General features: G+C 67.4%; 20 protein-coding genes and 1 pseudogene. 8 read left to right on the forward strand and 13 right to left on the reverse strand.

Features of this window, described 5'->3' with window-relative positions:
• Window positions 1–142 precede the first annotated feature (142 nt).
• The 10 genes and pseudogenes from F615_RS19250 to F615_RS0113825 all read right to left on the reverse strand — a co-directional run.
• Window positions 143–617: pseudogene (locus tag F615_RS19250) on the reverse strand (DDE-type integrase/transposase/recombinase); the annotation flags it as partial.
• Window positions 618–735: 118 nt separating this feature from the next.
• Entirely contained in the window at window positions 736–1,224 is a 489-nt protein-coding gene (locus F615_RS0113785; RefSeq protein ID WP_019561766.1) for a cupin domain-containing protein, read from the reverse strand.
• Window positions 1,225–1,477: 253 nt separating this feature from the next.
• Entirely contained in the window at window positions 1,478–2,443 is a 966-nt protein-coding gene (locus F615_RS0113790; RefSeq protein WP_019561767.1) for an NAD(P)-dependent oxidoreductase, read from the reverse strand.
• The gene (locus F615_RS0113795) at window positions 2,440–4,419 is read right to left on the reverse strand and encodes a transketolase family protein (RefSeq protein ID WP_019561768.1); all 1,980 of its coding nucleotides are present in this window, start codon (window positions 4,417–4,419) and stop codon (window positions 2,440–2,442) included. Before F615_RS0113795 ends, F615_RS0113790 begins: the two co-directional genes overlap by 4 nt.
• A gap of 41 nt (window positions 4,420–4,460) precedes the next feature.
• Complete coding sequence (locus F615_RS0113800; protein WP_019561769.1) at window positions 4,461–5,465, reverse strand: transketolase family protein; 1,005 nt, start codon at window positions 5,463–5,465, stop codon at window positions 4,461–4,463.
• Window positions 5,462–6,316: a transketolase gene (locus F615_RS0113805; RefSeq protein ID WP_019561770.1), complete on the reverse strand. Its 855-nt coding sequence runs from the start codon at window positions 6,314–6,316 to the stop codon at window positions 5,462–5,464. Before F615_RS0113805 ends, F615_RS0113800 begins: the two co-directional genes overlap by 4 nt.
• A 24-nt stretch (window positions 6,317–6,340) precedes the next feature.
• On the reverse strand, window positions 6,341–7,600 hold the full coding sequence (locus F615_RS0113810) for a TRAP transporter large permease (RefSeq protein WP_019561771.1): 1,260 nt from the start codon (window positions 7,598–7,600) through the stop codon (window positions 6,341–6,343).
• On the reverse strand, window positions 7,597–8,121 hold the full coding sequence (locus tag F615_RS0113815; RefSeq protein ID WP_019561772.1) for a TRAP transporter small permease: 525 nt from the start codon (window positions 8,119–8,121) through the stop codon (window positions 7,597–7,599). The genes F615_RS0113810 and F615_RS0113815 overlap by 4 nt, the downstream gene beginning before the upstream one ends.
• Before the next feature lie 21 nt (window positions 8,122–8,142).
• Window positions 8,143–9,129 carry a TRAP transporter substrate-binding protein gene (locus tag F615_RS0113820; RefSeq protein WP_019561773.1) on the reverse strand — a complete coding sequence of 329 codons (987 nt, stop codon included), beginning with the start codon at window positions 9,127–9,129 and terminating at the stop codon, window positions 8,143–8,145.
• 46 nt (window positions 9,130–9,175) lie between these two features.
• Window positions 9,176–9,925 (reverse strand): SDR family NAD(P)-dependent oxidoreductase, encoded by a 750-nt coding sequence (locus F615_RS0113825; RefSeq protein WP_026330324.1) that lies wholly within the window; start codon window positions 9,923–9,925, stop codon window positions 9,176–9,178.
• Window positions 9,926–10,095: 170 nt separating this feature from the next.
• On the opposite strand from F615_RS0113825, the gene F615_RS0113830 reads away from it, so the two are divergent.
• The 3 genes from F615_RS0113830 to F615_RS0113840 are packed head-to-tail and all read left to right on the forward strand — an operon-like array spanning window position 10,096 to window position 12,484.
• Window positions 10,096–10,995: a LysR substrate-binding domain-containing protein gene (locus tag F615_RS0113830; RefSeq protein ID WP_019561775.1), complete on the forward strand. Its 900-nt coding sequence runs from the start codon at window positions 10,096–10,098 to the stop codon at window positions 10,993–10,995.
• Window positions 10,996–11,053: 58 nt separating this feature from the next.
• Window positions 11,054–11,437: a hypothetical protein gene (locus tag F615_RS0113835; RefSeq protein ID WP_019561776.1), complete on the forward strand. Its 384-nt coding sequence runs from the start codon at window positions 11,054–11,056 to the stop codon at window positions 11,435–11,437.
• Between the two features lie 18 nt (window positions 11,438–11,455).
• Complete coding sequence (locus F615_RS0113840; RefSeq protein ID WP_245558370.1) at window positions 11,456–12,484, forward strand: zinc-dependent alcohol dehydrogenase family protein; 1,029 nt, start codon at window positions 11,456–11,458, stop codon at window positions 12,482–12,484.
• 16 nt (window positions 12,485–12,500) lie between these two features.
• Here F615_RS0113840 and F615_RS0113845 read toward each other — a convergent pair whose 3' ends face one another.
• Window positions 12,501–13,565: a substrate-binding domain-containing protein gene (locus F615_RS0113845; protein ID WP_019561778.1), complete on the reverse strand. Its 1,065-nt coding sequence runs from the start codon at window positions 13,563–13,565 to the stop codon at window positions 12,501–12,503.
• A gap of 96 nt (window positions 13,566–13,661) precedes the next feature.
• Here F615_RS0113845 and F615_RS0113850 point away from each other — a divergent pair, with 96 nt between their 5' ends.
• The 4 genes from F615_RS0113850 (at window position 13,662) to F615_RS0113865 (ending at window position 21,508) form a co-directional block, all read left to right on the forward strand.
• The gene (locus tag F615_RS0113850; RefSeq protein ID WP_019561779.1) at window positions 13,662–15,371 is read left to right on the forward strand and encodes an NADH-ubiquinone oxidoreductase-F iron-sulfur binding region domain-containing protein; all 1,710 of its coding nucleotides are present in this window, start codon (window positions 13,662–13,664) and stop codon (window positions 15,369–15,371) included.
• The gene (fdhF, locus tag F615_RS0113855) at window positions 15,368–18,145 is read left to right on the forward strand and encodes a formate dehydrogenase subunit alpha (protein ID WP_019561780.1); all 2,778 of its coding nucleotides are present in this window, start codon (window positions 15,368–15,370) and stop codon (window positions 18,143–18,145) included. The genes F615_RS0113850 and fdhF overlap by 4 nt, the downstream gene beginning before the upstream one ends.
• 166 nt (window positions 18,146–18,311) lie before the next feature.
• On the forward strand, window positions 18,312–20,063 hold the full coding sequence (locus F615_RS0113860) for a DUF1800 domain-containing protein (RefSeq protein ID WP_019561781.1): 1,752 nt from the start codon (window positions 18,312–18,314) through the stop codon (window positions 20,061–20,063).
• 8 nt (window positions 20,064–20,071) lie between these two features.
• Entirely contained in the window at window positions 20,072–21,508 is a 1,437-nt protein-coding gene (locus F615_RS0113865) for a DUF1501 domain-containing protein (RefSeq protein WP_019561782.1), read from the forward strand.
• Window positions 21,509–21,873: 365 nt separating this feature from the next.
• Here the strand turns inward: F615_RS0113865 and F615_RS0113870 are convergent, their stop codons facing one another.
• Window positions 21,874–22,569 carry a lysoplasmalogenase gene (locus F615_RS0113870; protein WP_019561783.1) on the reverse strand — a complete coding sequence of 232 codons (696 nt, stop codon included), beginning with the start codon at window positions 22,567–22,569 and terminating at the stop codon, window positions 21,874–21,876.
• 53 nt (window positions 22,570–22,622) lie between these two features.
• A complete protein-coding gene (locus F615_RS0113875; RefSeq protein ID WP_019561784.1) occupies window positions 22,623–24,674 on the reverse strand; it encodes an ATP-dependent helicase in 2,052 nt (683 codons plus the stop codon).
• A 78-nt stretch (window positions 24,675–24,752) separates the two neighbouring features.
• On the opposite strand from F615_RS0113875, the gene F615_RS0113880 reads away from it, so the two are divergent.
• Window positions 24,753–25,715 carry an AEC family transporter gene (locus F615_RS0113880; RefSeq protein ID WP_019561785.1) on the forward strand — a complete coding sequence of 321 codons (963 nt, stop codon included), beginning with the start codon at window positions 24,753–24,755 and terminating at the stop codon, window positions 25,713–25,715.
• The last annotated feature ends 177 nt before the right edge of the window (window positions 25,716–25,892 follow it).

Consider the following 25,892-nt stretch of genomic DNA (forward strand, 5'->3'; position numbering starts at 1 on the left):
GGGCTTGCGAAAACGCTCGAATCCCGCGGACGCATCGGCCGCCGCTGCCAAGGTCATCTGCTTCATGACCGTAATCATCGCCGCCCATCACCAGGGCGACAAGACGGACTACTGCCAGGCGCAGGACTTGATCAGCGTTTCCCTAGAACTCTGCAGGCAGAACATTGCCCAGCGACCCCATCAATCGATGGTGTTGCACCAAGAGCCCCTTCCAGCGTTGCCAGCTCGACCGCCTGCTTGGTTCTCCACGGGCCATGTCGGTGGATGATCTCGGCTTTGTACAAGCCGTTGGATGGTCTCGGCCAGGACGTTGTCATAGCTGTCGCCCTGGAGCCCGCTGAGGGCTCGATCCCAGATCCGGCCAGGCGCTCGCTGTAGCAAATCGAGAGGTATTGCGAGCCCCTGTCGGAATGATGAATCAGGACGTCGTCCTCGGAAGGCTTGCGGTCGTACAGCGCTTGCTCCAGCGCATCCAGCACGAAGTCGGCGTGCATGGAACTGCTCTGGCGCCAGCCCACAACGCGGCGGCTGAACACGTCAATGACGAAGGCCACATAGATCCAGCCCTGCCAGGTCGAGACGTAGGTGAAGTGCGTGACCCACGGCTGGTTGGGCCGACTTGGCGAACTTCTTCATGGCTCCACGCCCCAGTGTTGGGGCCTCCGCAAAACCCTGGGTGCTTCAACCCCAACCAGCGTCGCCCCGAACCCGGCGCCATGGCACTGGCGCGTGGACTCAGTACGGTCGGCCGTCCTTGTGCGTGAACACCCACTGGCCATCCACCAGCGTGGCCTGCAGGTCATCGTCCGGATAGCTCACCGCATCACCGACGGATCGGTCACCGACTTCCAGGTAAACCACGGTCTCATCGGTCTGATTCAGCAGATGATGCGCGTCGCCGCTACCCGCGCGAAACCCCGCGCACATGCCAGGAGACAGCCGGGTATCACCGGCGTTGGTTCGCAGGGTGGGATGCCCTTGCAAGACGTAAATAAACTCATCCTGACGGGTATGCGAATGCCGCAGCGCCGAGATGGCGCCCGGCGCCAGTTCGGTCAGGTTGACGCCAAAGTTCTTCAGACCAAACGCCTCACCCAGCGCGCGCTTGGTGCGCCCGGCCATGCGGGAGGCAAAGGGCTGCGGGTAGTTGGACGGTTTGGCGCGCGGCGCGATGTGCTCGGCGAACACGGCAACGGGATCAGCGGCAGCAGATGGATCAGACATGATCGGGGCTCCTGGGTTGAACGCAACGGCACTGCGGCCTTGCCAACCGATTCGGCACGCCACCACGCTAACCGACATGCCGCGCCGAACGTTTCCGACGGTCTCAGCCCGCGTGGGCGCGATGATCCTTGAACAAGCCGAACTGGACGCCTTCGAGCCAGGCCCTTGGGCGACGAGGGGCAAGAATTCCACCCGTCAGGGGCCGAGTCAGGACAGCCCCTTGCCATGCCGAAGCCTTGTTGGAGGAATGCGCTCAGCTCGATCCGACCTCGTTCATCGGCCGCCCGGCGGCAAAGGCCTCCAGGACCTCGGTCAGCTGATCGGCCAAGCGCTGTTGCGCTTGCAGCGAGGCCCAGGCCACGTGCGGTGTCAGCAAGACCTCGGGCCGCTGGGCCAGGCGCAGCAGCGGGTGATCGGGCGGCGGCGGCTCGACACGGGCCACATCCAGCGCCGCCCCGCCGATGAGCCCCTGGTCCAAGGCGCGCGCCAGGGCCGCCTCGTCGATCAACGCGCCGCGGGCGGTGTTGATGATGAGCGGGCGGCGCCGCATCGCATGAAACTCGGCCTCGCCCAGCAAGCCGCGGGTTTCGGGCGTCAAGGGGCAATGCAGGCTGAGCACATCGCAACGCTGCAGCACCTCGTTCCAAGGGGTGTAAGGCGGCTCGACCCGAGCGACCCCTTTGCGGCCGGCCCACAGCACCTGCATGCCAAAGGCTTGCGCCAGTTCCCCGACTCGCCGCCCCAGTTCGCCCCGGCCCACGATGCCCAGTGTGGCGCCGGCCAGGTCGGCGATCGGGTGGTCGTGGAAGCAAAACTGCCCACTGTCCCACCAGCGTCCGGCCAGCACCGACTCGCGGTAGGCCAGCAAGCGGCGGCGCAAGGCCAGCATCAGCGCCAGGGTGTGTTCCGGCACGGTATGCACCGCATAGCCTCGGATGTTGCACACCTTCACGCCATGACGCGCACAGGCAGCCAGGTCCACACAGTCGGTGCCGGTAGCGGCCACGGCCACCAAGCGCAGCTGCGGCAGTTGCGCCAGCGCGTCTTCCGTGATGGGCACCTTGTTGGTGATGGCCATGGTGGCGCCTTGCAGCCGCTGCACCACCTGGTCGGCGCTGGTGCGCTCGTGCTCGATCCACACATGCTCGAACCCCGGCCGGCGCAAGCGCACTTGCGCCGCCAGGGTGGCCCGATCCAAAAACACGATGTGATGCATCATCTCCCCTGCGTGCTGGCCTGCTGCAACGCGTCCAGCGCTTCTTGCACGATGCGCTGTGGCGTGATGCCGAAGTGTTCGTACAGCCGAGGTCCCGGCCCGCTGGCGCCGAAGCCGCGCATGCCCACGAAGCGCCCGCGCTCGCCCAACCAGCGGCACCAGCCGAAGTCCACCGCCGCCTCGCAGCCCACCCGCACGGTGCCAGGCCCCAGCACGGCGCGTTGGTAGGCCTCGTCCTGTTGTTCGAACAACTCCCAGCACGGCATGGACACCACCGCCGTGCCGATGCCCTGGGCCTGCAAGTGCTGGCGGGCCTGCACCGCCAGCGCCACTTCCGAGCCCGTGGCCAGCAAGGTCACTTGCCGCGGGCCTTCGGCCTCCAGCAGCACATAGGCCCCGCGGGCGCTGCGGTTGTCCATCCCATCGTCCGCCGAGCGCACATGCGGCAGGCTCTGGCGGGCAAAGATCCAGCTGACCGGGCCATCGCGGCGCTGCAACGCCGCTTCCCAGCATTCGGCGGCTTCCACGGCATCGGCCGGCCGCATCACCCACATGCCAGGCAGGGCCCGCAGGCTGGCCAGCATTTCCACCGGCTGGTGGGTGGGGCCATTGCGCCCGATGCCGATCGAGTCGTGACTGAAGACGAAATGCACCGGCAGCCCCATCAGCGCCGCCATGCGCAAAGCCGGACGCTCGTAATCGCTGAAGGCCAGATAGGTCAGCGCCAGCGGCACGATGCCACCATGCGCAGCCATGCCCACGGCCAAGGCGCCCATCGCATGCTCGCGCACTCCGCAATGCAAATAGGTGCCCGCGCGATGCTCGGCAGTGAAGGCCGCCTGGTCCCGCTTGTGCCCCATCGGTGCTTCCAGGTCGGCGCAAGCGATCAAGCGCTCCGGCATCAACGGAGTCAGCCGCTGGTGCAGATCGGCGCAGATGAAGATGCCGCTGGACTGGGGCGCGGTCTGCACCGCCTCGCGGCGGTAGCGTCGCAGCACATCGCGCCAGCCCTCGCGCAGGCCGCCTTGCAGCACGCGCTCGAACTCGGCGCGCTCGCGCGCAGGCAAGGCTTGCACACGGTCTTGCCATGCCCGACGTGCCTGGCGGCCGCGCTGTCCGGCCTCGCGCCAAGCGCTCAGCACGTCCTCGGGCACGACGAAGGGCGGATGCGGCCAATCGAGGTCACGCCGCGCTTGCTCGGCATCCTGCTCGAACAGCTTGGCACTGTGGCCGCCGCGCTGGCCTTGCAGCCGCGCCAAGCCGCGCGCAATGATGGTTTTGCACGCGATCAAGGACGGCCGCGGGTCCTCATACACCGCGGCCATGGCCGCATCGAGCGCCTCCAGGTCGTGGCCGTCCACCTCCTGCACATGCCAGCCGGCCACGCGAAAACGCTCGGCCACGTTCTCGCTGATCGACAACGCAGTGCTGCCATCATCGGTGATGGCGTTGTCGTCCCACAGCAAGGTGAGCTTGCCCAGCCGCCAGTGCCCGGCCAGTTGGATCATTTCCTGCCCCACCCCTTCTTGCAAGCAGCCGTCGCCGACGAAGGCCCACGTGCGGTGGTTCACCAGCGCATCGCCAAAGCGCGCGTTCAAATAGGCTTCGGCCACGGCCATGCCCAAGGCGTTGGCAATGCCTTGTCCCAACGGGCCGGTGGTCACCTCGATGCCATGGGCCACGTTGCGCTCGGGGTGGCCTTCGCAGTGCGAACCCAATTCGCGGAAGGTTTTCAGCTGCTCGATGTCGAAGGCCGCATAGCCCGTCAGATGCAGCAAGGCATACAGCAGCATCGAGCCATGGCCGTTGGACAGCACCACGCGGTCTCGGTCGGGCCACTCGGGCGCCTGCGCATCGAATTTCAAGCTCCGGGTGTACAGCGCGGTGGCGATCTCGGCCATGCCCAAGGGCACGCCCTGATGGCCTTCACCAGCGCGCACGATGGCATCGATGGCCAGCATGCGGATCGCATGCGCCATGCGTTGCCGCAGCGTCGGATCGATCCTCACGGCCCGCCCCCTCAGCCCAGCCAACGACGGATGCGCCCGCCCAGCGCCTCGCGGCTGATGCCGTAGCGCTGGTGCAGCGTGGGCAAGGCACCGGCATCCAGGAACGCATCGGGCAGACCGGCCAGCTCGAAACGCGCCGGCTGCACCCGATGGCGCAGCAGCACGCTGGCCACTGCCTCGCCCAGGCCGCCGACGATGCTGTGGTTCTCGGCCACGACCACCAAGCGGTGCTTGTAGCGCACCTGCTCGACGATGGCGGCCTCATCCAGGGGTTTGAGGGTCGGACAGTGCAAAACGGCCACGCCGATGCGGTCGGCAGCCAAGTCTTGCGCCACTTCCAGCGCCCGCATGGTCATCAAGCCGCTGCTGATGATCAGCACATCCTGCCCATCGCGCAGCAACTTGGCGCGGCCCAGCTCGAAGCGATAGCCCTCGATCTCGTCGAGCACCAGCGGCACATTGCCGCGCAGCAGTCGCATGTACACCGGCCCCGGATGCGCGGCGATTTGCGGCACGGCTTGCTCGATGTCCAGCGCGTCACACGGATCGACGATCGTCAGCCCCGGCACGGCGCGCATCATGGCCAGATCCTCGGTGGCCTGGTGGCTCGGGCCGTAGCCGGTGGTCAGCCCTGGCAGCGCACAGCAGATTTTGACGTTGAGGTTTTCCTCGGCGATCACTTGATGGATGAAGTCGTAAGCCCGCCGGGTGGCGAACACCGCATAGGTGGTGGCAAAGGGCAGCAAGCCCTCTTTGGCCATGCCGCCGGCGGCGGCCAGCAGCAATTGCTCGGCCATGCCCATCTGGAAATAGCGCTCGGGATGGGCCTGCGCCAAGAGATGCAAATCGGTGTACTTGGCCAGATCGGCCGTCAGGCCCACGACCTCTGGGCGTTGAAGGGCCAGCTCCACCAAGGCCTTGCCGAACGGGGCGGCGCGCACGCGCTGCCCTTCGGCCGCAATCGAGGCGATCATCGCCGAGGTTTTCAATCGAGGACGCTCGGTGGCGGTGTTCATGCGCGCGCTCCTTCGGGGGCGGTCTGATCGAGGATGTCCAAAGCTTGCTGCCATTCGGGCGGATCGACCCGGATGAAATGGTTCTTGTCGCGCTGCTCCAGGAACGGCACCCCCTTGCCCATGAGGGTGTCGCACAGGATCACGCGCGGCTGGGGCTGCGGCCAATGGCGCGCGGTGTCGAAGGCCTGCAGCACCTGGGCCAAGTCGTTGCCATCGATGCGCTGCACATGCCAGCCAAACGCACGCCACTTGTCCACCAAAGGCTCGAAATTGAGCACCTGCGTGGAAGGCCCGTCGGCCTGCTGATTGTTGAGATCGACCAAGCAGATCAAGTGATCGAGCCGCCAGTGGCTGGCGCTCATCGCCGCCTCCCACACCGCGCCTTCGTCGAGCTCGCCGTCGCTCATCGACACATAGACACAGGCCGGGTTGCCGCGGTGCCGTAAGGCCAGCGCCATGCCCACGCCGATGGCCAAGCCCTGCCCGAGCGAGCCACCGGAGATCTCCATGCCAGGGGTGTAGGTCGCCATGCCCGACATCGGCAGGCGGCTGTCGTCGCTGCCGTAGGTCTCCAGCTCGCTTTCGGGCAAGATGCCCGCCTCGATCAGCGCGGCATAGTGCGCAATCGCATAGTGCCCATGCGAGAGCAAGAAGCGGTCGCGCCCCTCCCAATGCGGGTCATCGGGACGCAACCGCAACGCATGTCGGTACGCCACGGCCAACACATCGGCCCAGCCCAGCGCCTGGCCCACATAGCCTTGGCCTTGCACTTCACCCATGCGCAGCGCATAGCGACGGATGCGCCAAGCCGCGGCAGCCAATTCGCGCAAACGCGCGTCCTCAACGGTCATGCTTGGATCTCCACGAACGATGAATCACTTCAAGATGCTGGCCGGCACATACGAGACGAGAACCAGCACCACGAAAGCCACGAGGTAGAACGGCGCCAGCTCGCGCACGGTCTGTGCAATGCCCGCGCGCGCCATGGCGCTGGTGATGAACAGCGTGGTGCCCATCGGCGGCGTGTACAAACCGATGGCCAAATTGACCACCATCATCACGCCCAGTTGGATGGGGTCCATGCCGATGCTTTGCGCCAGCGGCAGAAACACCGGAGTCAGCAGCAACACCGCCGCTGGCAAATCGATGAACATGCCCAGAAATAGCATCAACACGTTCATCAGCGCCACCACGGCCCACGCCGCCGTGACGTGGCTTTGCACCCATTGGGCAAAGTGCTGCGGCATCTGGTCGAAGGTCAACAACCATCCAATGGCTGCCGAGGCCATGATCACGAACAGCACCACGCCACTGGTGACACCGGCTTCGATGACGGCCTCCAGCAAACGCCGCCAGCTCAGATCGCGGTAGATCACGGACGACACCACCGCGGCGTACAGCGTGGACAGCACCGCCACCTCGGTCGGCGTGGCAAAGCCAAAGCGCAACAGCACCACGATCAACACCGGCAACAGCAGGGCCGGGATCGAGTACACCAAGTCGCGCCGCACTTGTCCCAAGGAGGCTGCCGCTTCACCGCGGGGCAGCCCGCGGCGCTTGCCTGCCCACCAGCACACGGCCAAGAACCCGCCGGCCAACAGCAGCCCCGGCAACACGCCAGCCAGAAACAGCGTGGCGATCGAGGCATTGGCCGTCACGGCATACAGGATGAGCGGGATCGAAGGCGGGATGAGGATGCTGATGGTGGCCGACGAGGCCAACGCGGCCGCGGAAAACGCCGGCGGATAGCCCAGCCGACGCTGCCACGGCAGCAGCAAAGCGCCAATGGCCGTGGCATCGGCCACCGCCGAACCAGAAACCCCCCCGAACACCGTGGACGACAGCACGCTGACTTGCGCCGGCCCGCCGTGCCAACGCCCCACCAAGGCCGACAACAAGCCCACCAAGGCCTGCCCCAGCTTGCCCCCCATCATCAGCGAGCCGGTGAGCATGAAAAAGGGAATCGCGATGAGCGGAAAGCTCTGCACCTGGGCCACCATTTGCTGCACCAGCAGGTCCAGTGGTATGCGCTCATTGCTGGCCGCCGCTGCCAAGGCTGCGGCCAGCAGCGCATGACCGATCGGCATGGCCAGCGCCAGCGCAGCCAAAAACACGCACAGGATCAGCAGACTCATCGCGCGGCTCCAGCAGCATCGTCTGAAGCGGCTGCAGCGCGCCCGCCCCAGGCTTGCCAGGCCGATTGCACCGCCAGAAGCGCCATCAGCCACAAGCCGCCCATCACGCAGGCGTAGGTGACCGACCCTGGCACGCGCAGGATGGGTGAGCGTTCGTCATGCACGATGGGCAGCAACTGCCATGTGGCCACCCCGAGCGTGACATGCAGCCCGGCCACCGCCAGCCACACGCCAGAGCGCAGTGCTCGCAAGCCCCGCGCCGGTAGCACCTGGGTGAGAAAGTCGGTGGCGATGTGCGCGCCTCGGCGTGCAGCCAACACGATGCCGGCCATCACCAGCCAAGGGAACAGCAACTCCGGCACTTCATTGCCCCATGCCAAGCTGCTGCCGGTCAGATAGCGCAACACGGTGTTGGCGCACAGGATCACGAAGATCACGGCGGTGGCAGCAGCCAACACCGTCACACCCACCCCATCGACCAGACGGTCGAGCCACGTGCGGCCCTGGACATCCGCGTTCATCGCAACGGCTCCTGGAGCGGCTCAGTGCGCACGCGCGGCGGCCACGACCTTCTTGACGAACGGCCCGATCGGACCGTTGCTCCACTGTTCCGTCACCGCCGCGGTGGCGCGCTGGAAGGCTGCCGCATCGGCCGTGCTGACCTGCACGCCCTTGGACTTCAAGTCCTCCAGCAGCTTGGCATCGGCCTCGGCCGACAGGCGGCGCTGCAACGCGGTGGCCTCGGCGGCGGCTTGGCGCAACACCGTGCGGTCGGCTTCGGACAAGCGATCCCAACTGCGCTTGCTCATCAGGAACGGCGTCATCTCGTACTTGTGCCCGGTCAGCGCCAAGTGCTTTTGCACCTCGTAGAGCTTGCTGGCATGGATGTTCATCAAGGGGTTTTCCTGCCCATCGACCACGCCTTGCTGCAAGGCCACGTACAGCTCGCTGAACTTGATCTGCTGGGGCTCGGCGCCCAGGGATTTCATGATGTCCACCGTCACCGCATCCGGTGGGGTGCGCATCTTCAAGCCCTTGAGGTCTTCTGGCTTGGTGATCGGGCGCTTGCTGTTGGTCATGTGGCGGATGCCGTTGTCCCAATAGCCCAGCACGATCAGGCCCTTCTCTGCGCTTTTGTCGGCCAGCTCTTGACCCAAGGGCCCGTCCAGCAGCTTCCAAGCCGCCGGCAGATCGGCAAACAAGAACGGCATGCCAAAGGCCGCGTACTCGGGCACGACATTGGCCACCGCCCCCTGCGAGTTGGCGCTCAGATCCAAGGCGCCGCTGCGCAGCGCCGTGACCATGGCCGCGTCATCACCCAACTGGGCCGAAGGCGCCACCTGCACCTCGATGCGCCCGCCGGATTTGGCTTTGGCCACTTCGGCGAACTTCACCGCCGCCTCGTGCCGCGGGTTTCCCGGCGCTGCGCCGTGACCCAACATCAGCTTGATGCTTTGCGCCTGCGCCCAGCCGCAGCCCAGCAGCACCGCGGCGGTGAGGGTGGCTTTCAAAAACGTTTTGCGTTGCATGGTATGTCTCCTCGGGTGAACGATGGCGCGCCTGCACGGCGCGGCGTCAGTGAATCAACATGCCTCCGTTGACGTCGAGCGTCACGCCGGTCACGTACTTGGCCAAGTCGCTGGCCAAAAAGAGCACGCAGCCGGCCACATCGTTGGGCTCGCCGATGCGGTTGAGCGGGATTTGTTCCAAGATGCCCTTCATCCGGTCGTCGGGGATGAGCCCCTTGTTGATGTCGGTGGCAATCAGCCCCGGCGTGACGCTGTTGACCCGAATGCCTTCGATCCCATACTCGCGCGCCATCGCGCGCGCCAAGCCCAGCACCCCGGCCTTGGCGGCCGAATAGTGCGGCCCGCCCAAGATGCCGCCCCCACGCTGAGCACTGACGGAGGAGATGCAAACGATCGCACCGCCGCGCTGCGCCCGCATCGTCGGCAAGACGGCCTGCGACATGTACAAGGTGCCGCGCAGGTTCACGTCCAGCACGGCGTCATAGTCCTCGGGGCTGATGTCCAAGGTCTTGCGCGGTTGGGTGATCCCGGCGTTGTTCACCAGGATGTCGATGCGCCCGTAGCGCTCCAGTACGGCCTGCGCGGCGGCTTGGCAGGCGGCTTTGTCCGTCACATCGGCCACCACCCCCAGGTGGGCCTCCCCCAGGTGCGCGGCCGCGCGTTGCGGCTCGGCGCGCGCCAAATCGACCACCACCACACGCGCGCCGTGCTCGGCCATCGCCCGCGCGGTGGCAAAGCCCAGGCCATTGGGTCCGGCCGCACCGGTGATCACGGCCACTTTGTCTTTCAGCAGCATGCTCATGCTCTCCTCACATGGAACGCAAGGGGCCGCAGCAACTGCGGCGCGCCTCTTGCGGCACCCAACACGGGTCACCGCCGCATGGTGGCCGCGACGGTGAATGAAGACAAGCGATGTTTTTTCACTCTAAGATGACGAATCGTCATCTAACGTCCGGGGTAGCCCCGATGCCGCACCTGCCGCCCATCCACGCCCTTCAGGCCTTCGAGGCCGTGGCCCGCCGGCGCAGCTTCGCCTTGGCGGCCATGGAGTTGCATCTGACCCCTTCGGCCGTGAGCCATCAGATCGCGCGTCTGGAGGCCCAACTGGGCGTGCGGCTGCTGGAACGCAGCGCCCACGGCGTGCGCTTGAGCGCTGCCGGCGAGTCCTATTTGTCGCGCGTGGCCGGCGCCTTGGCCGCCATTGCCTCGGCCACCGATGACGTGCAGCACGGGGTGTCCAACAGCCTGTACGTGCACAGCACGCCCAGCCTGGCCATGCTGTGGCTGATGCCGCGGCTGCCCACCTTCGCGCAGGCGCACCCGGAGGTTTCGCTCAACTTATCGGCCGCCCACACGCACAGCGATTTCGCGCTCGGGCAGGCCGATCTGGACATCCGCTACGGCGTGCCAAACTGGGGCGATCTGGTGGTGGAACCCTTGTTCGAAGAACCCATCGTCCCCATGGCCAGCCCGACGTTCATCCGGGCGCACCGCCTCAAGCGCATCGAACAATTGCTCGACGTCCCGCTCATCCAGAGCAATGTCAGCGTGGTGCAATGGAGCGATTGGTTCGCTGCACACAGCCGCTTGCGCGCGCCGCAGCGCTTTGCCTTGCGCTTCGACCGCGCTCAAATGGCCATGGAGGCGGCCATCTTGGGCCTGGGGGTGGCGCTGGAAAGCGCCGTGCTGGCTCAACCCCATTTGCGCGAAGGTCGTTTGCGCATGGTGTTCGGGCTGGATCGCTGCGTGCGAGTCAAGGCGCATTTCGTCGTCTATCCCGCCCGACATGCGCGACGCGCCCCCGTGGAGGCGTTCTTGACCTGGATCCACCGCGAAGCCGCGCGTTGCGCTCTCGCACCGGCATGACCGGCGCCACGCCCCAGCCTGCCCCCCAGACGCCGCAATCTCGGCGTAGCATGTGGGCATGCGCACACTGGGCTGGATCACACTGGGGACCTTGGCCGCCGCCTTGCTTCTCGAACCTTGGGCCGTGGTGTCCGGGCTGATGCTGGGCCTGCTGTTACCCCGTCAGCGGCGCCCTGCCATGCGCGCGCCCCGGCCCACCCCCGGCCAGGCCACGGCGCCATTGACGCGCACGGCCGATGGGCGCTTTGCCGCGCTCCATGAAGACTGGGTGGGGCCACGGGTGTTGTCGATCGATGCGCCGCAAGTCCCCGGGTCGATCCGCCGCCATGCTGCACGCCTGCGACCGCCAGTGCATCACGTGATCGATCTGGGCGATGGCAGCTACCTGCTCTACGGCGCCCAAGGGCAGTGGCTCGACGCCTGCCATCTGCGGGTCCGTTGAGCCGCCGAGCAAGCACTCATGGGGTCGCCGATGGATGCCACGCCCTCGATGCGCGCCATGGTCTGGCAGGCCGCCGGGCAGGCTTTGCAGATGGAGGAGCGCCCTGTGCCCGAGCCAGGGCCCGGACAGTTGCGCCTGCGCGTGCTGGCCTGCGCGGTCTGCCGCACCGATGTGCACTTGATCGACGGCGAGCTGCCCTTCGCCCGGCCGCCGGTGGTGCCCGGCCATGAGATCGTCGGCCGCATCGAGGCGCTGGGGCCGCTCGTGCAAGCCGGCGTGGGGGGCTGGCGGCTCGGCCAACGCGTCGGGGTGCCCTGGCTAGGCCACACCTGCGGCCATTGCGACTACTGCGCAGCGGGGCAAGAAAACCTGTGCGACCACCCGGGCTGGACCGGTTGCACGCGCGACGGCGGCTTTGCCACCCATGTGCTGGCCGAGGCCGACTACGTGTTCGACCTGGACGACCTGCCGCTGGACGACGTGCATGCCGCTCCGCTGCTGTGTGCCGGGCTCATCGGTTATCGAGCCTATCGCCGGGCCGGCCGAGGCCAAAGGCTCGGGCTGTATGGCTTCGGTGCGGCGGCCCACTTGCTGGTCCAGCTGGCCCGCAGCGAAGGATGGCAGGTCTATGCCTTCACCCGCGCCGGCGACACCGCCGCCCAAGCCCACGCCCGTCGCCTGGGCGCGGTGTGGGCCGGCGCCTCGGAGGAACCCCCGCCGCACCTCTTGGATGCGGCCATTCTGTTCGCCCCGGTGGGGGCTTTGGTGCCGTTGGCCTTGCGAGCCGTGCGCAAGGGCGGCCGGGTGGTGTGCGCCGGCATCCAAATGAGCGACATCCCCGGCTTTCCCTACCGAGACCTATGGCAAGAGCGTCAACTCGTCTCGGTGGCCAACCTCACCCGGGCCGATGGCCAAGCCTACCTGCGCGCCGTGCGCCAAACGCCGCCGCAGGTGCACGTGCAGGTCTATCCGCTGGCGCAGGCCAACGAAGCCCTGGCCGACCTGCGTGCTGGCCGGGTGCTGGGGGCGGCGGTGCTGCGACCCTGAAGCCGCCCGGCCAGACTCAACCGAAGGCTTCCTCCACGGTGAGCACCCGCCCGGTCTCGGCCGCGTCATAGCCGGGCAAGGCGGCCACGCGACGGCGATACCCTGCCGAGCCCAGCACCTCCAGCACGGGGCGCAGGCGCGCGTCCTCCAGCGCTTGCACCGGGATGGCGAAGAAGTAGCGCTCCTTCAGCAAAGCAATGAAGTCCAGCCCGAAGCGTCGCGCGGCCGTCTCGACGCCCAGCCCCACATCGGCCATGCCGCTGGCCACATAGGCGGCCACCGCGGCATGGGTCAGCTCGGCATCGCCATGTCCGCTGAGCTGGGCCGGGGCGATGCCTTCGCGCTGCAACAGCAGGTCGATCAGGACCCGCGTGCCCGAACCTTCGGGGCGGTTGACGAAGCGCAAACCACGGCGTGCCACATCGGCCAGGCTGCCAATGCGGTGTGGATTGCCGCGCGCCACGAACAAGCCCTGGGTGCGCACGGCCAGCTGCACCAGCCGGTGCCGCTGCGGCTGCAGCCAGGGGCGGTAACGCTGCACCGCCGCAGCCTGGAACTCGCCCATGGGCACATGGAAGCCGGCCAAGTCGCAATCGCCTTGCGCCAGGGCGGCCACGGCTTCCAGGCTGCTGCGATAGCGCCATTGCAGCTCGATGCGCCGCGCCAGCAGCAGCTCGCGCAACGCCGCCACCGCAAAGCCATGGCTGGCCTGCAGCCGCGGCATGCTCGGTGCGCGGTGGCCGTTGCGGCCCAGGTCCGCTTCGATCTCGCTGGCCAACGACTCCAACAACGGCTGCAGGCGCGCGTTGCTGCGCGCTTGGGCCCAGATCAAACGGCGGGCCATGTCGGTGAGCCGCGAGCCGCGGCCGCGCCCACGCTGCAGCAACGGCTGGCCCAGCAGCGCCTCGCCTTGGCGCAGCAGGCCCCAGGCATGTCGGTAAGACCAGCCCAGCGCACGCGCGGCCTGGGCAATGCCGCCACCGTCTTGCACGGCCTCCAGCAAGGCCAGCAGCGGATCGGCCACGAAGCCGCCGTCGTTGGGGCCGAACTGCCATTGGAGCGAAACGCGCACCGACGTCATGGACACCTCGTCGCAACAAATATGCTAGCTCGTGCATATTAAAGGGCCCCGGACGCGCTAGGCTGCCTCTGCCCCCACGAACGAAGATCCCCGGCCATGGATGCCAAGATCATCCCCCTGCACCCCGAGGGTGCTCCCAGCCGCCAACGTCGTCGGCAAGCCCCCCGCGGACGGCCCGTGAGCCCCGAAGCGCTGCGCGAGGTGCAAGCCACGCTGCAGGGCGTGCTGCCGCGGCGCGACCAGCTCATCGAGGCCCTGCATGCGCTGCAAGACCGCTTTCATCAGCTGCGCACCGACCACCTCGCCGCGCTGGCGCAATGGATGCGGCTGTCGCAGGTCGAGGTGTATGAAGTGGCCAGCTTCTACCACCACTTCGACGTGGTGCGCGAGCGGCCCGATGGCAGCTTCGAAGCGCCGCCAGCGCTGACCGTGCGGGTGTGCGACAGCCTGTCGTGCGAGCTGGCCGGCGCGCATGAGCTGTTGCAACGGCTGCCGGGTCTGCTGGGGACGCACGTGCGCGTCGTCCCCGCCCCCTGCCTGGGCCGCTGCCATGAGGCGCCGGTGGCCCTGGTGCATCAACGCCCGATCGGGCGGGCCACCGCCGCAGCCGTGCAAGCCACCATCGCCCAGGGCCTGCATCACGAGGACATGCCCGCGGCCTTGGGCTTGGACGCCTACCGCGCCCAAGGCGGCTATGCCACGCTGCAGGCCTGCGTGAGCGGCCAGCGCCCGGTGGAAGCCGTGCTGCAGGCCCTGGACGACTCGGGCCTGCGTGGCCTGGGCGGCGCGGGGTTTGCGGCCGGGCGCAAATGGCGCATCGTGCGCGCGCAGCCAGCACCGCGGCTGATGGCCGTCAACATCGACGAAGGCGAGCCCGGCACGTTCAAAGACCGGCACTATCTGGAGCGCGACCCACACCGCTTCCTCGAAGGCATGCTGATCGCGGCCTGGGCCGTGGGGGTGGAAGCCATTTACATCTACCTGCGCGACGAATACCACGGCTGCCGCGCGATGCTGGCCCGTGAACTCGCCGCTTTGCAAGCCGCTGCCCCCGTGCCGCTGCCGCACATCGAGTTGCGCCGCGGCGCCGGCGCGTACATCTGCGGCGAAGAGTCGGCCATGATCGAATCCATCGAAGGCAAGCGGGGCCTGCCCCGGCTGCGCCCGCCGTATCTGGCCGAAGCGGGCTTGTTCGGTCGGCCCACGCTGGAGCACAACTTCGAGACGCTCTACTGGGTGCGCGACATCGTCGAGCGCGGGCCACAGTGGTTCGCCTCGCACGGCCGGCGCGGCCGCAAGGGCCTGCGCTCGTTTTCCGTGTCGGGCCGCGTGAAGCAGCCCGGCGTCAAGCTCGCCCCGGCGGGCATCACGCTGCGCGAGCTGATCGACGAGCATTGCGGCGGCATGCTCGACGGTCACCAGCTGTACGCCTACCTGCCCGGCGGGGCCTCGGGCGGCATTCTGCCGGCCCGCTTGGCCGACCTGCCGCTGGACTTCGACACCTTGCAGCCCTATGGAGCCTTCATCGGTTCGGCCGCCATCATCGTGCTGTCGCAACATGACCGCGCAGTGCAGGCCGCGCGCAACCTGATGCGCTTCTTCGAGGCCGAATCCTGTGGTCAGTGCACGCCCTGCCGCGTCGGCACGAGCAAGGCGCGTGCGCTGATCGAGCAGCCGCGCTGGGACACCGCCTTGCTGGCGGAGTTGTCGCAAGTGATGCGCGAGGCATCCATCTGCGGCTTGGGACAAGCCGCCCCCAACCCGGTGGACTGCGTGATCAAGTACTTTGCCGAGGAGCTCGCATGAATGCGGTGATGTCGCCCGAGGTCGTCATCGACTTCACCCTGAACGGGCAGCCGGTGCAAGCCCGTGCGGGCGAAACCCTGTGGACCGTGGCCCGGCGTCACGGCATCGAAATCCCCCACCTGTGTCATGACCAGGGCCTGCGCCCGGCCGGCAACTGCCGCGCCTGCGTGGTCGAGATCGAAGGCGAGCGGGTGCTGGCGCCCTCGTGCTGCCGCAGCCCCACGCCCGGCATGGTGGTGCGCAGCGACAGCGCACGTGCGGTGGCGGCGCAGAAGATGGTGATCGAGCTGCTGCTGTCGGACCAGCCGGCCACCCCGCGCACCGGTCGCAACGAGCTGACCGAATGGGCCGCCAAGCTCGGGGTGGGCCAGCCGCGCTTTGCCCCGCGCACGCAACCCGCACCCGATGTCTCGCACCCGGCCATCGCGGTGCACCTGGACGCCTGCATCCATTGCACCCGCTGCCTGCGCGCCTGCCGCGAGGTGCAAGTCAACGACGTGATCGGCCTGGCCGGCCGCGGCGCGCGCACCACCATCGTCTTCGACATGGGCGATGCGATGGGCGCCTCCACCTGCGTGGGCTGCGGTGAATGCGTGCAAGCCTGCCCCACCGGCGCCCTCAGCCCCGCGCAAGGCGCGGCCTTGCAGCAGGCCGATCGACGCGTGGAGTCGATCTGCCCCTACTGCGGCGTGGGCTGTCAGCTCACCTACCACATCAAGGACGAGCGCATCCTGCGCGTCGAAGGCCGCCACGGCCCGGCCAACCAGGGTCGTCTGTGCGTCAAAGGGCGCTATGGCTTCGACTACGTGCATCACCCCCAGCGCCTGACCGTGCCATTGCTGCGCCGCGAAGGCGTCCCCAAGCACACCCCGGTCGATCCCGAGCGCTGGCACGAAGTCTTCCGCGCAGCCAGCTGGGACGAGGCCCTGGCGCGCGCCAGCGAGGGCTTGCGCCGCATCCGCGACACGCTGGGGCCGCGCGCGCTGGCCGGCTTCGGCTCGGCCAAGGGCAGCAACGAGGAGGCCTACCTCTTTCAGAAGCTGGTGCGCACCGGCTTTCGCAGCCACAACGTCGATCATTGCACGCGTCTGTGTCATGCCTCGTCGGTGGCCGCGCTGCTCGAAGGCATTGGCTCCGGCGCGGTGTCCAACCCGGTGCGCGATGTCGCACAGGCCGAGTTCGTGCTCCTGATCGGCGCCAATCCCACGGTCAATCACCCGGTGGCCGCCACCTGGATCAAGAACGCGGTGCGGCAAGGCACCAAGCTCGTCGTGGCCGACCCGAGGCGCACCGAACTCGCCCGCCACGCCTGGCGCATGCTGCAGTTCCGCCCCGACACCGACGTGGCGCTGCTCAACGCGATGATGCACACGATCATCGCCGAAGACCTGATCGACTCCGCCTTCATCGAGGCGCGCACGACCGGTTTCGACGCCCTCAAGGCCCATCTCGCAGCCTACCGCCCCGAGGCCATGGCCCCGCTGTGCGGCATCGACGCCGACACGATCCGTGAAGTGGCGCGCGCCTATGCCACCGCGCGCGCCTCGATGATCCTGTGGGGCATGGGCATCAGCCAGCATGTCCATGGCACCGACAATGCCCGCTGCCTGATCGCGCTGGCGCTGATGACCGGCCAGATCGGCCGGCCCGGCACCGGGCTGCATCCCTTGCGCGGACAAAACAATGTGCAAGGCGCGTCGGACGCCGGCTTGATCCCGATGATGTTCCCGGACTACCAGCGCGTCACCGATGCGGCCGCGCGCGCCAAGTTCGAACGGCTCTGGGGCGTGCCGCTGGACGACCAGCCCGGCCTCACCGTGGTGGAAGTGATGGACGCCGCCTTGCGCGGCGAGGTGCGCGGCATGTACATCGTGGGCGAGAACCCGGCGATGAGCGACCCCGATGCCGAGCATGCGCGCCAAGCCTTGGCCGCGCTGGACCACCTGGTGGTGCAAGACATCTTCCTCACCGAAACCGCCGCGCTGGCCGACGTGGTGCTGCCGGCCTCGGCCTTCCCGGAGAAAACCGGCAGCTTCACCAACACCGACCGGCTCGTGCAGCTTGGCCGTCAAGCCCTGCAGCCGCCGGGTCAGGCGCGCCAGGACTGGGAGATCATCCAGTCCATCGCCCAAGGCCTGGGGCTGCCTTGGCACTACACCGACATTGGCCAGGTCTATGAAGAAATGCGTCAGTGCATGCCCAGCCTGGCCGGCCTGAGCTGGGCCCGCCTGCAACGCGAAGGCGCCGTCGTGCACCCCTGCCCGGATGAGGACGCGCCGGGGCAGGCCGTGGTGTTCACCGACCACTTCCCCACGCCCGACGGCCGCGGCCGCTTCGTGCCAGTCGATCTCGTGTCGGCCGACGAACGCCCCGATGCCGACCATCCCTTCGTGCTCATCACCGGCCGCCAGCTCGAACACTGGCACACCGGCAGCATGACCCGGCGCAGCCGGGTGCTCGATGCCCTGGAGCCAGACCCGGTGGGCCTGATGCACCCGCAAGACTTGCAACGCCTGGGCGTGGCCCCCGGGGGCCTGGTCACGCTGCGCTCGCGCCGTGGTGAAGTGGCTCTGTACGCCCGCGCCGACGAAGGCACCCCCGTGGGCACCGTCTTCGTGCCCTTCTGTTATGCCGAAGCCGCCATCAACAAACTCACCAACCCCGCGCTGGATCCCTACGGCAAGATCCCCGAGTTCAAGTACTGCGCCGTCAGCGTGCGCGCCGGCGGCTCGGTGCCCGGCCCCCATCCGACCCGCGGCCCCACGAAGATGTGACCAGATGTAAGGCGAGCCCTCCTCGGGCGTCCCGTTTGCTTCGTCCAAGCCACGCCAGTGCCACGGCGTGCAGCCGCGCGGCAGAACCGCCACACCGTGACGTTTTCTGACACAGCGCGTCACACCGCGGGTGACACTTTGGCGCCCGACACCGGAGAGCTTGCCCTTGGACATCCGCCACCTGGACACGCCCCTGACGCGCGCGCGACGTCTGGCGCGGGGTGCCGCCTCATCGGCCGTGATGTGGGTGGCCTTGTTGGGCTTGGCCGCCTGTGGCGGCGGTGCGAGCGGCCCGAAGACCGGCTCGGAGCCGACCGCACCGCCGGCATCCAGCCTGCCCGACCAACCCACCACCCAGCGCGACGCCGTGCGTCTGGCCGATCAGGCCACCTTCGGCCCCACCGAAGCCTTGATTGCCACCATCCGCACCCAAGGCCCGGCCAAATGGATCGCCGAGCAAATGAACCTGCCCATGTCGCGCTACACCAGCGGCGGCACCGGCGCCGTGCACCAGCACACCGGCAGCGGCAACTTCTGCGACGGCCGCGGCGCGAACTGCTGGCGCGATTGGTGGTCTGCCACTCCGTTGGTGTGGGACTTCTACCGCAATGCCGTCCACAATCCCGACCAACTGCGCCAACGCGTGGCGCTGGCGCTGCAGCAAATCCTCGTGGTGTCCAACCTCGAGGTCGAAGGCACCTATGGCTTGCGCAACTACCACAACATGTTGCTGGAACAGGCCTTCGGCAACTACCGCGAGGTGCTGCGCAAAGTGAGCCTGTCGCCGGTGATGGGCGACTATCTGAACAATGCCAACAACGACCGCGCCGCGCCGAACGAGAACTTCGCGCGCGAACTGCTGCAACTCTTTTCGATCGGCACCTGCGAGCTCAACCCCGACGGCACGCTCAAAAGCGGCAAATGCATTCCCACCTACGACAATGACACCGTACGCGCCTACGCCTACGCCTTGACGGGCTGGACCTATCCCCCCGGTGGCGCCACCGCCTGGGGCTGCTGGCCGCAGGGCACCCACTGCCGCTATTACGGCGGCGACATGGTGCCCGCGGCGGCCTACCACGACACCGGTGCGCGCACGCTGCTGTCGGGGGTGAGCCTGGCCGCCGGCCACACGGCGCCCCAAGCCCTGGAGGCCGTGCTCGACAGCCTGATGAACCACCCCAACATCGGTCCGTTCATCGGCAAACAGCTCATCCAGCACCTGGTCACCAGCAACCCCTCTGCGGCCTATGTGCAAAGGGTCAGCACCGCCTTCAACACCGGCCGTTTCGACAGCTTCGGCACCGGTCAGCGCGGCGACCTGCGCGCCACCATCGCGGCCATCTTGCTCGACCCGGAAGCCCGCAACGCCAACCCCGGGCCCGAATTCGGCCGCCTGCGCGAGCCGGTGCAAGTCTTCACCGGCGTGTTGCGTGCGCTCAACGGCCTCACCGACGGCGATGCCCTGGGTTGGTGGTGGGGTGAACAGTTGCGACAGCACCTCTTCCGCGCCCCGTCGGTGTTCAATTTCTACCCCCCGGACTACCCCGTGGCCGGCACCGCGCTGGTGGGCCCGGCTTTCGGCATCCACAATGCCAACACCGCCTTGCAGCGCATCAATTACGTGAACTACTTGGTGTTTTGGGGCGGCTCGGCCCCGGCATCCCAAGTGCCCAATGCCGTGGGCACCCGTGTGGACCTCAGCGCCTTTGCATCCGATGCCGACGACCCCGCCAAGCTGGTCGATCGGCTGTCGATGCTGGTGCTGGGCGAGCAGCTACCGGCCGGCCCGCGCAGACTGGTGATCGACGCCGTCTCGGCCTTTGGCCCTGGCAGCAACGAGACCGTGCGACTGAACCGGGTGCGTCAAGCCGCCTACCTGATCTTTGCCTCGCCGCAATACCAGATCATCCGATGAGGCCGCCCATGAAACCACCCACTGCCGCCGAAGCCTGGGTCATGCCGCGCCGCCAATGGCTCAAGTTCACCGGCCGCACCCTGGCCGGCGCGCTGGGCCTGGGCGGCCTGGCGAGCTTGCTGCACACCCCCGTGCAAGCACAGTCCGGCTACAAAGCGCTGGTTTGCGTCTTTCTGTACGGTGGCAACGATGGGCTCAACACCATCGTGCCCACCGACGCCACGCGCTATCAACAATATGCCAGCGTGCGGGGCCCGCTGGCGCTGCCGCGCAGCGCGCTGATTCCCTTGGGTGGCAGCGATTACGGCCTGCACCCGGCCATGGCCGCGCTGGCACCGGTCTGGAGCCAAGGGCACCTGGCTGCGGTGTTCAACGTGGGCCCGCTGTACGCCCCCTTGACCAAAGCCGAATACCGCAATGCGCCGGCCAACTCGCCGCTCATCCCTGATGCGCTGTTCTCGCACTCCGACCAACAACTGCTGTGGGAAGCCGCCAGCACCAGCGCCATGGTGCGCACCGGCTGGGGCGGCCGCGCCGCCGACGCCCTGGCCACGGCCAACCCGGTGATCTCGGTAGGAGGCAACAGCCGCTTCGGCTTGTCCACACTGACCGCTCCCCTGGTGCTGCCCGGCCCTGGCGCCACCTTCGGGCTGGAAGGGCTGAGCGACACCTCCTGGGCACCGGTGGCCGCTCGCAAAGCCGCCGTTCAAGCCCTGTACGCCGGCAACCACCCCCATGCCCTGCTCGACGCCTACATGCGCCAACAGCGTGATGCGCTGGCCGTGTCCGAGCGACTGGGCGCCTTGGTGAAGACCACCCCGTCAGACCCCCAAGCCTCGACCGCGATCAACCAGGCCTTCGCCCCGCTGATCAGCGACGGCAACATCTCCTCCAGCCTCGGCCAGCAGCTCTACCAGGTGGCCAAGCTCATCGAAAGCCGAGCCACGGTGCAAGGCGAACGCCAGATCTTCTTCGCCTCGCTGGGCGGCTTCGACACCCACGGCAACCAAATCGGCAGCAGCAGCACCACCGGCGAGCATGCCCGCTTGCTCGGCATCCTTGCCCAAGCCCTGGCCTGTTTTCACCAAGCCATGCTCAACCTCGGCTTGGCCCAGAACGTCACGCTCTTCACCCAAAGCGACTTCGGCCGCACCTTCAAGCCCAACAACAGCGCCGGCACCGACCACGCCTGGGGCAACCACCATCTCGTGATGGGCGGCGCGGTGGCCGGCGGCACCTACGGCCGCTACCCCGAACTGGTGCTCGGCGGGCCGGACGACGTGGGCGTGCATGGCTGGGAACAGCACGGCCGCTGGATTCCGACCCTCTCGGTGGACCAATACGCCGCCACCTTGCTGCGATGGTTCGGCGCCAGCGATGCCCAGCTCGACACCATCTTGCCCAACCTGCGCCACTTCAGCCAGCGCCAGATCGGCTTCCTCTGAAGAATCCGACCTCGATCGCCGCACGCGGCTGCGAGCCCATGGTTTGACCGTGACACGGCGGCTTGCCCACAACCTGCCGGATGCACGCGTTCCGTCCCCGGCCCGGACCGCCTGCCTCCCCCTTCGGTACCCCCGATCAAGAGGAATGACCAGCGCTTACATCTTCTGGCAAGGTTTGGTGGCAAACCACCCGCCGGTTCGAGACGACCGTCGGCCACGGCACAGGCCCAAGCTCATCAGCCGCGTTCGCGGCTGCGGTCACTGCCGCTCGAGCGCCCACCGATCGACCGGCCGCAAGGTCAAAACAGCCGTCACTTCGACAATCAGACGCCGAAAAGCCGGTAGCGAAAATCGGAACCACTGCTTCAACGCCGCCCCGGCGCGGCCAGTGACGACGCAATGCACCACTGCGCCGCCCAATAGGTGGACAGCACCCACAACGATGCCTGCGGCAGCGGATCCAGGAACATGTTGATGGCCAACAGGGCGTCGGAGCACACGAAGAGCAAGCCCCCCAGCGCCGCGCAACCCGCCTCGCGCGAGGCCGGGGCCCCGGCCGCGTGCAGCCACCAGGTGGCCGCCTGCGCGGCCATGGCGGCCAAACAGATCACATAGGCCACCACCGGGAGCTGCAATGCCGCCGGCACGCCCGGCCACAACTGCGCCAGCAGGGCCACGCTGGCCACCCCATAAAACACCCAGGGCTGCCAGACCGCGGCCAGCCGCGTGGTGGACGTGAAGGCCACGAGATACGCCAGATGGGCCAGCAAGAAGGCCGCCAGCCCGGCCACAAAACCGCCCGGCCACATCAACGCGATGTCTCCGGCCAGCGAGAACACCAGCCCCACCAGCACCCCAGTGCGACGCCGCGGCCCATCGCCAGCCCGGGACCAGGCATACGCAATGATGAGCACGGTGGTCAGCGGCTTGAAGACGAAGCGCAACACCTCGGCATCGAGCGCATGCGGCCCGCTGAAGATGGCCAGCAGGGCGCTGGCCACCAGCACCCACGGCAGGGTGTAGCGCCAGGCGGTGGCCCAGGGGATGGCAGTGTGTGTCATGGGCGCCGATTGTGGGTGGCCCCCCCAGCGCCGTCATCGGGAGTGGCCCGGGGTCAGCCCTGCTGCCCCGCCCGCTGTGCGGCTCGCAGCGCAAATTCCGCGCGCAGGGCCTTGAGTTTCTCGCGTGGGTCTTCCTTCATGGTCTTTTCGTCCAGCTTCATCTCGCCGATGAAGCGGCTGGGAATGCCTGCCACGAACTCGCGGCCTTTCTTGCGGCGCTTGAGGGTGCTGACCACCAGCGTGGTGCGCGCGCGCGTGATGCCCACGTACATCAGCCGACGCTCCTCCTCCAAGCGCTGCGGGGTCATGTCCTCGTCTTCGCTCTTGAAGGGCAGCAAGCCCTCGTTCACCCCGGCGAGGAAGACATGCGGCCACTCCAGGCCCTTGGCGGCATGCAGCGTAGACAGCGTCACCACGTTGGTGTCGCCGCCGCGCTCGGCCAGGCTCAAGATGACCGAGATCGTCTGCGCCACGTCCAACACGCTGTGGCGCTCGGTCTCGGTGGTGACGCCCCCTTCGGTGTGCAGCTCGCCGCCACAGCGCCGCGCAATCCAGTCGATGAAGTCCAGCACGTTTTGCCAACGGCTGGCGGCGAGCTTTTCGTTGTCTTCCGCCTCGTAGAGATGCTGCTCGTAGCCGATGTCCTTGAGCCAGTCCATCAGCGCGGGCTTGGCCGCCTCGGCGCCCACGGCATGGCCGAAACGGTACGCCAGGTCGTTCACATAGCGGCCAAACTCATGCAGCGCGCCCACGGCGCGCGCGCTGACGGCGCTGCCCAGCGACTCGGCAAACAAGGCCTCGAACAGACTCACGCGCCACTTGCCGGCAAACTCGCCCAGCTGCGCCAGCGTCTGGTGACCGATGCCACGCTTGGGCGTGGTCACCGCGCGCAAAAAGGCAGGGTCGTCATCGTTGTTGACCAACAGGCGCAACCACGCGCACAGGTCTTTGATCTCGGCGCGGTCGAAGAAGCTTTGGCCGCCCGAGACTTTGTAGGGAATGTTGGCCTTGCGCAAGGCTTGCTCGAACACGCGCGCTTGGTGGTTGGCGCGGTAGAGTATGGCGAAGTCACTCCACTGAACCTGCCCCCCTTGGGCCCTGAGCCCCTGGATGCGGGCCACCGCGCGCTCGGCCTCGTGCTCCTCGTTGTCGCACTCCAGCACGCGCACCGGCTCGCCCTCGCCGAATTCGCTCCAGAGCTTCTTTTCGAAGATCTTGGGGTTGGCGGCGATCACGTGGTTGGCCGCGCGCAGGATGGCGCCGGTGGAGCGGTAGTTCTGCTCCAGTGGAATGACCTTGAGCTGCGGGTAGTCCTGCGGCAAGCGTTTGAGGTTTTCGATGGTGGCCCCGCGCCAGCCGTAGATGGACTGGTCGTCATCGCCCACGGCGGTGAACATGGCGCGCTCGCCCACCAGGGCCTTGAGCAGCTCGTACTGCACGGCATTGGTGTCTTGGTATTCGTCCACCAGCACGTAGCGCAGGGTGTCTTGCCACTTGGCGCGGGCCTCGGCGTCACGCTGCAGCAGCTTCAGCGGCAAGCCGATCAGGTCGTCGAAGTCCACCGCCTGGTAGGCCACCAAGCGTTCCTCATAGCGCTGCATCACGCGGGCGGCCACACGCTCGTCCTCGTCTTTGGCGGCCCGGGCGGCCTGCTGGCTGTCGAGCCCTTGGTTCTTCCACAGGCTGATGGTCCATTGCCAGCGCCGCGCCGTGGCCGCATCGGTGGTGCCGCCAGCCTCGCGCAGGATGGACAGCACATCGTCGCTGTCGAGGATGGAGAACTTTTCCTTCAGGCCCAGTCGGGGGCCATCGGCGCGCAAGATGCGCACCCCCAGGCTGTGGAAGGTGCTGATCACCAAGTGCTGCGCGGCCTTGGCGCCCACCAGGCCACGGGCGCGCTCGCGCATTTCCTCGGCCGCTTTGTTGGTGAAGGTGATGGCCGCGATCTGGCACGGGGCGTAGCCGGCCTGCAACAGCCGCGCGATTTTGTGGGTGATCACCCGGGTTTTGCCCGAGCCGGCGCCAGCCAGCACCAGGCAAGGCCCTTGCAGGTAATGAACGGCTTCGAGTTGCGCAGGATTGAGGGATGGAGGCTGGGTCGACACGGGGCGAGATGATACCGGCGGCGTTTTTCAGGCCGTCGTCAGGCAGAGTTCGCGCCGGCTTGCGATACTGCGCGCCGCATGCAAGCGATCTTTCAAGTCACTTTCCCGTTTTTCGCCTTGGTGCTGTGCGGCTATGTGGCAGCACGCCGGGGGCTGTTGCCCGAGTCGGCCATCCCCGGGCTGAACATGTTCGTGCTGTTCTTCGCCTTGCCTTGCATGTTGTTTCGCTTCGGGGCGAGCACGCCCTTTGCCCAGTTGGTCAACCCCGTGTGGCTGGGTCTGTACATCGCCTGCGCGCTGCTGATCGTCTTCGTCACCGTGGCGCATTCGCGGGCCCAGGGCATCAGTCTCAAGGACAGCGCCTTCGGCGCCTTGGTGGCCGCGTTTCCGAATACCGGCTTCATGGGCGTGCCGCTGATCGTGGCGTTGATGGGCGAGCGTGCAGCCGGGCCGGTGATCGTCACCATCTTGGCCGATCTGTTCGTGACCAGCTCGATATGCTTGGCCTTGGCGCAAAGTGGTGGCGGCCACTGGCGTGAGAGCCTGGGCAAGGCCCTGCGCGGTGCGTTGAGCAACCCGCTGCCCTGGTCGATTGCCGCCGGCGCGGCGGTTTCGCTGCTGCAAATGACCTTGCCCGGCCCGCTGGAGCGCATGATCGCGATGCTGGGCCAAGCCGCCTCGCCCGTGGCACTGTTCACCATCGGCGCGGTGCTGTGGCGCTCGCAAAAGAATCTGCAGCGGCCCACCCCGGTGTCGGACTACGCGCCCATCGTTTTCATCAAGCTGGTCGTGCACCCCCTGCTGGTGCTGGCCGCCGGCCTGGCGGCGCTACGCCTCGGGCTGCCGCTGGAGCCTCTGGCGCTCACCGCCTTGGTCTTGGCGGCAGCCTTGCCGTCGGCCAGCAATGTATCCCTGTTGGCAGAACGGTTTCAGGCCGACAACGGACGCATCGCGCGCATCATTTTGTGGTCGACCGCCTTGGCCTTTCTCAGCTTTTCCGGGGCGGTGCGCGTGTTCGGGATTGCCCCGACGGCTGCTTGAGCTCGATAGTCTTACGCTATCTGTCATATCGATAGGTTCCATTTCCCATCGTCCTCTCCAGCGCCTATCCTTTCATTGCCGATGCCTATCACTTGATCGGTATCGATAGAAAGGAGCCTGTCATGTTCGACGCCGTCCTGGAAGTTCTGGCTGCGTTGGCGCAGGCCATGTGAGCAC

The organism is Caldimonas manganoxidans ATCC BAA-369 (assembly GCF_000381125.1).
In the GTDB taxonomy this organism is placed as follows: domain Bacteria; phylum Pseudomonadota; class Gammaproteobacteria; order Burkholderiales; family Burkholderiaceae_C; genus Caldimonas; species Caldimonas manganoxidans.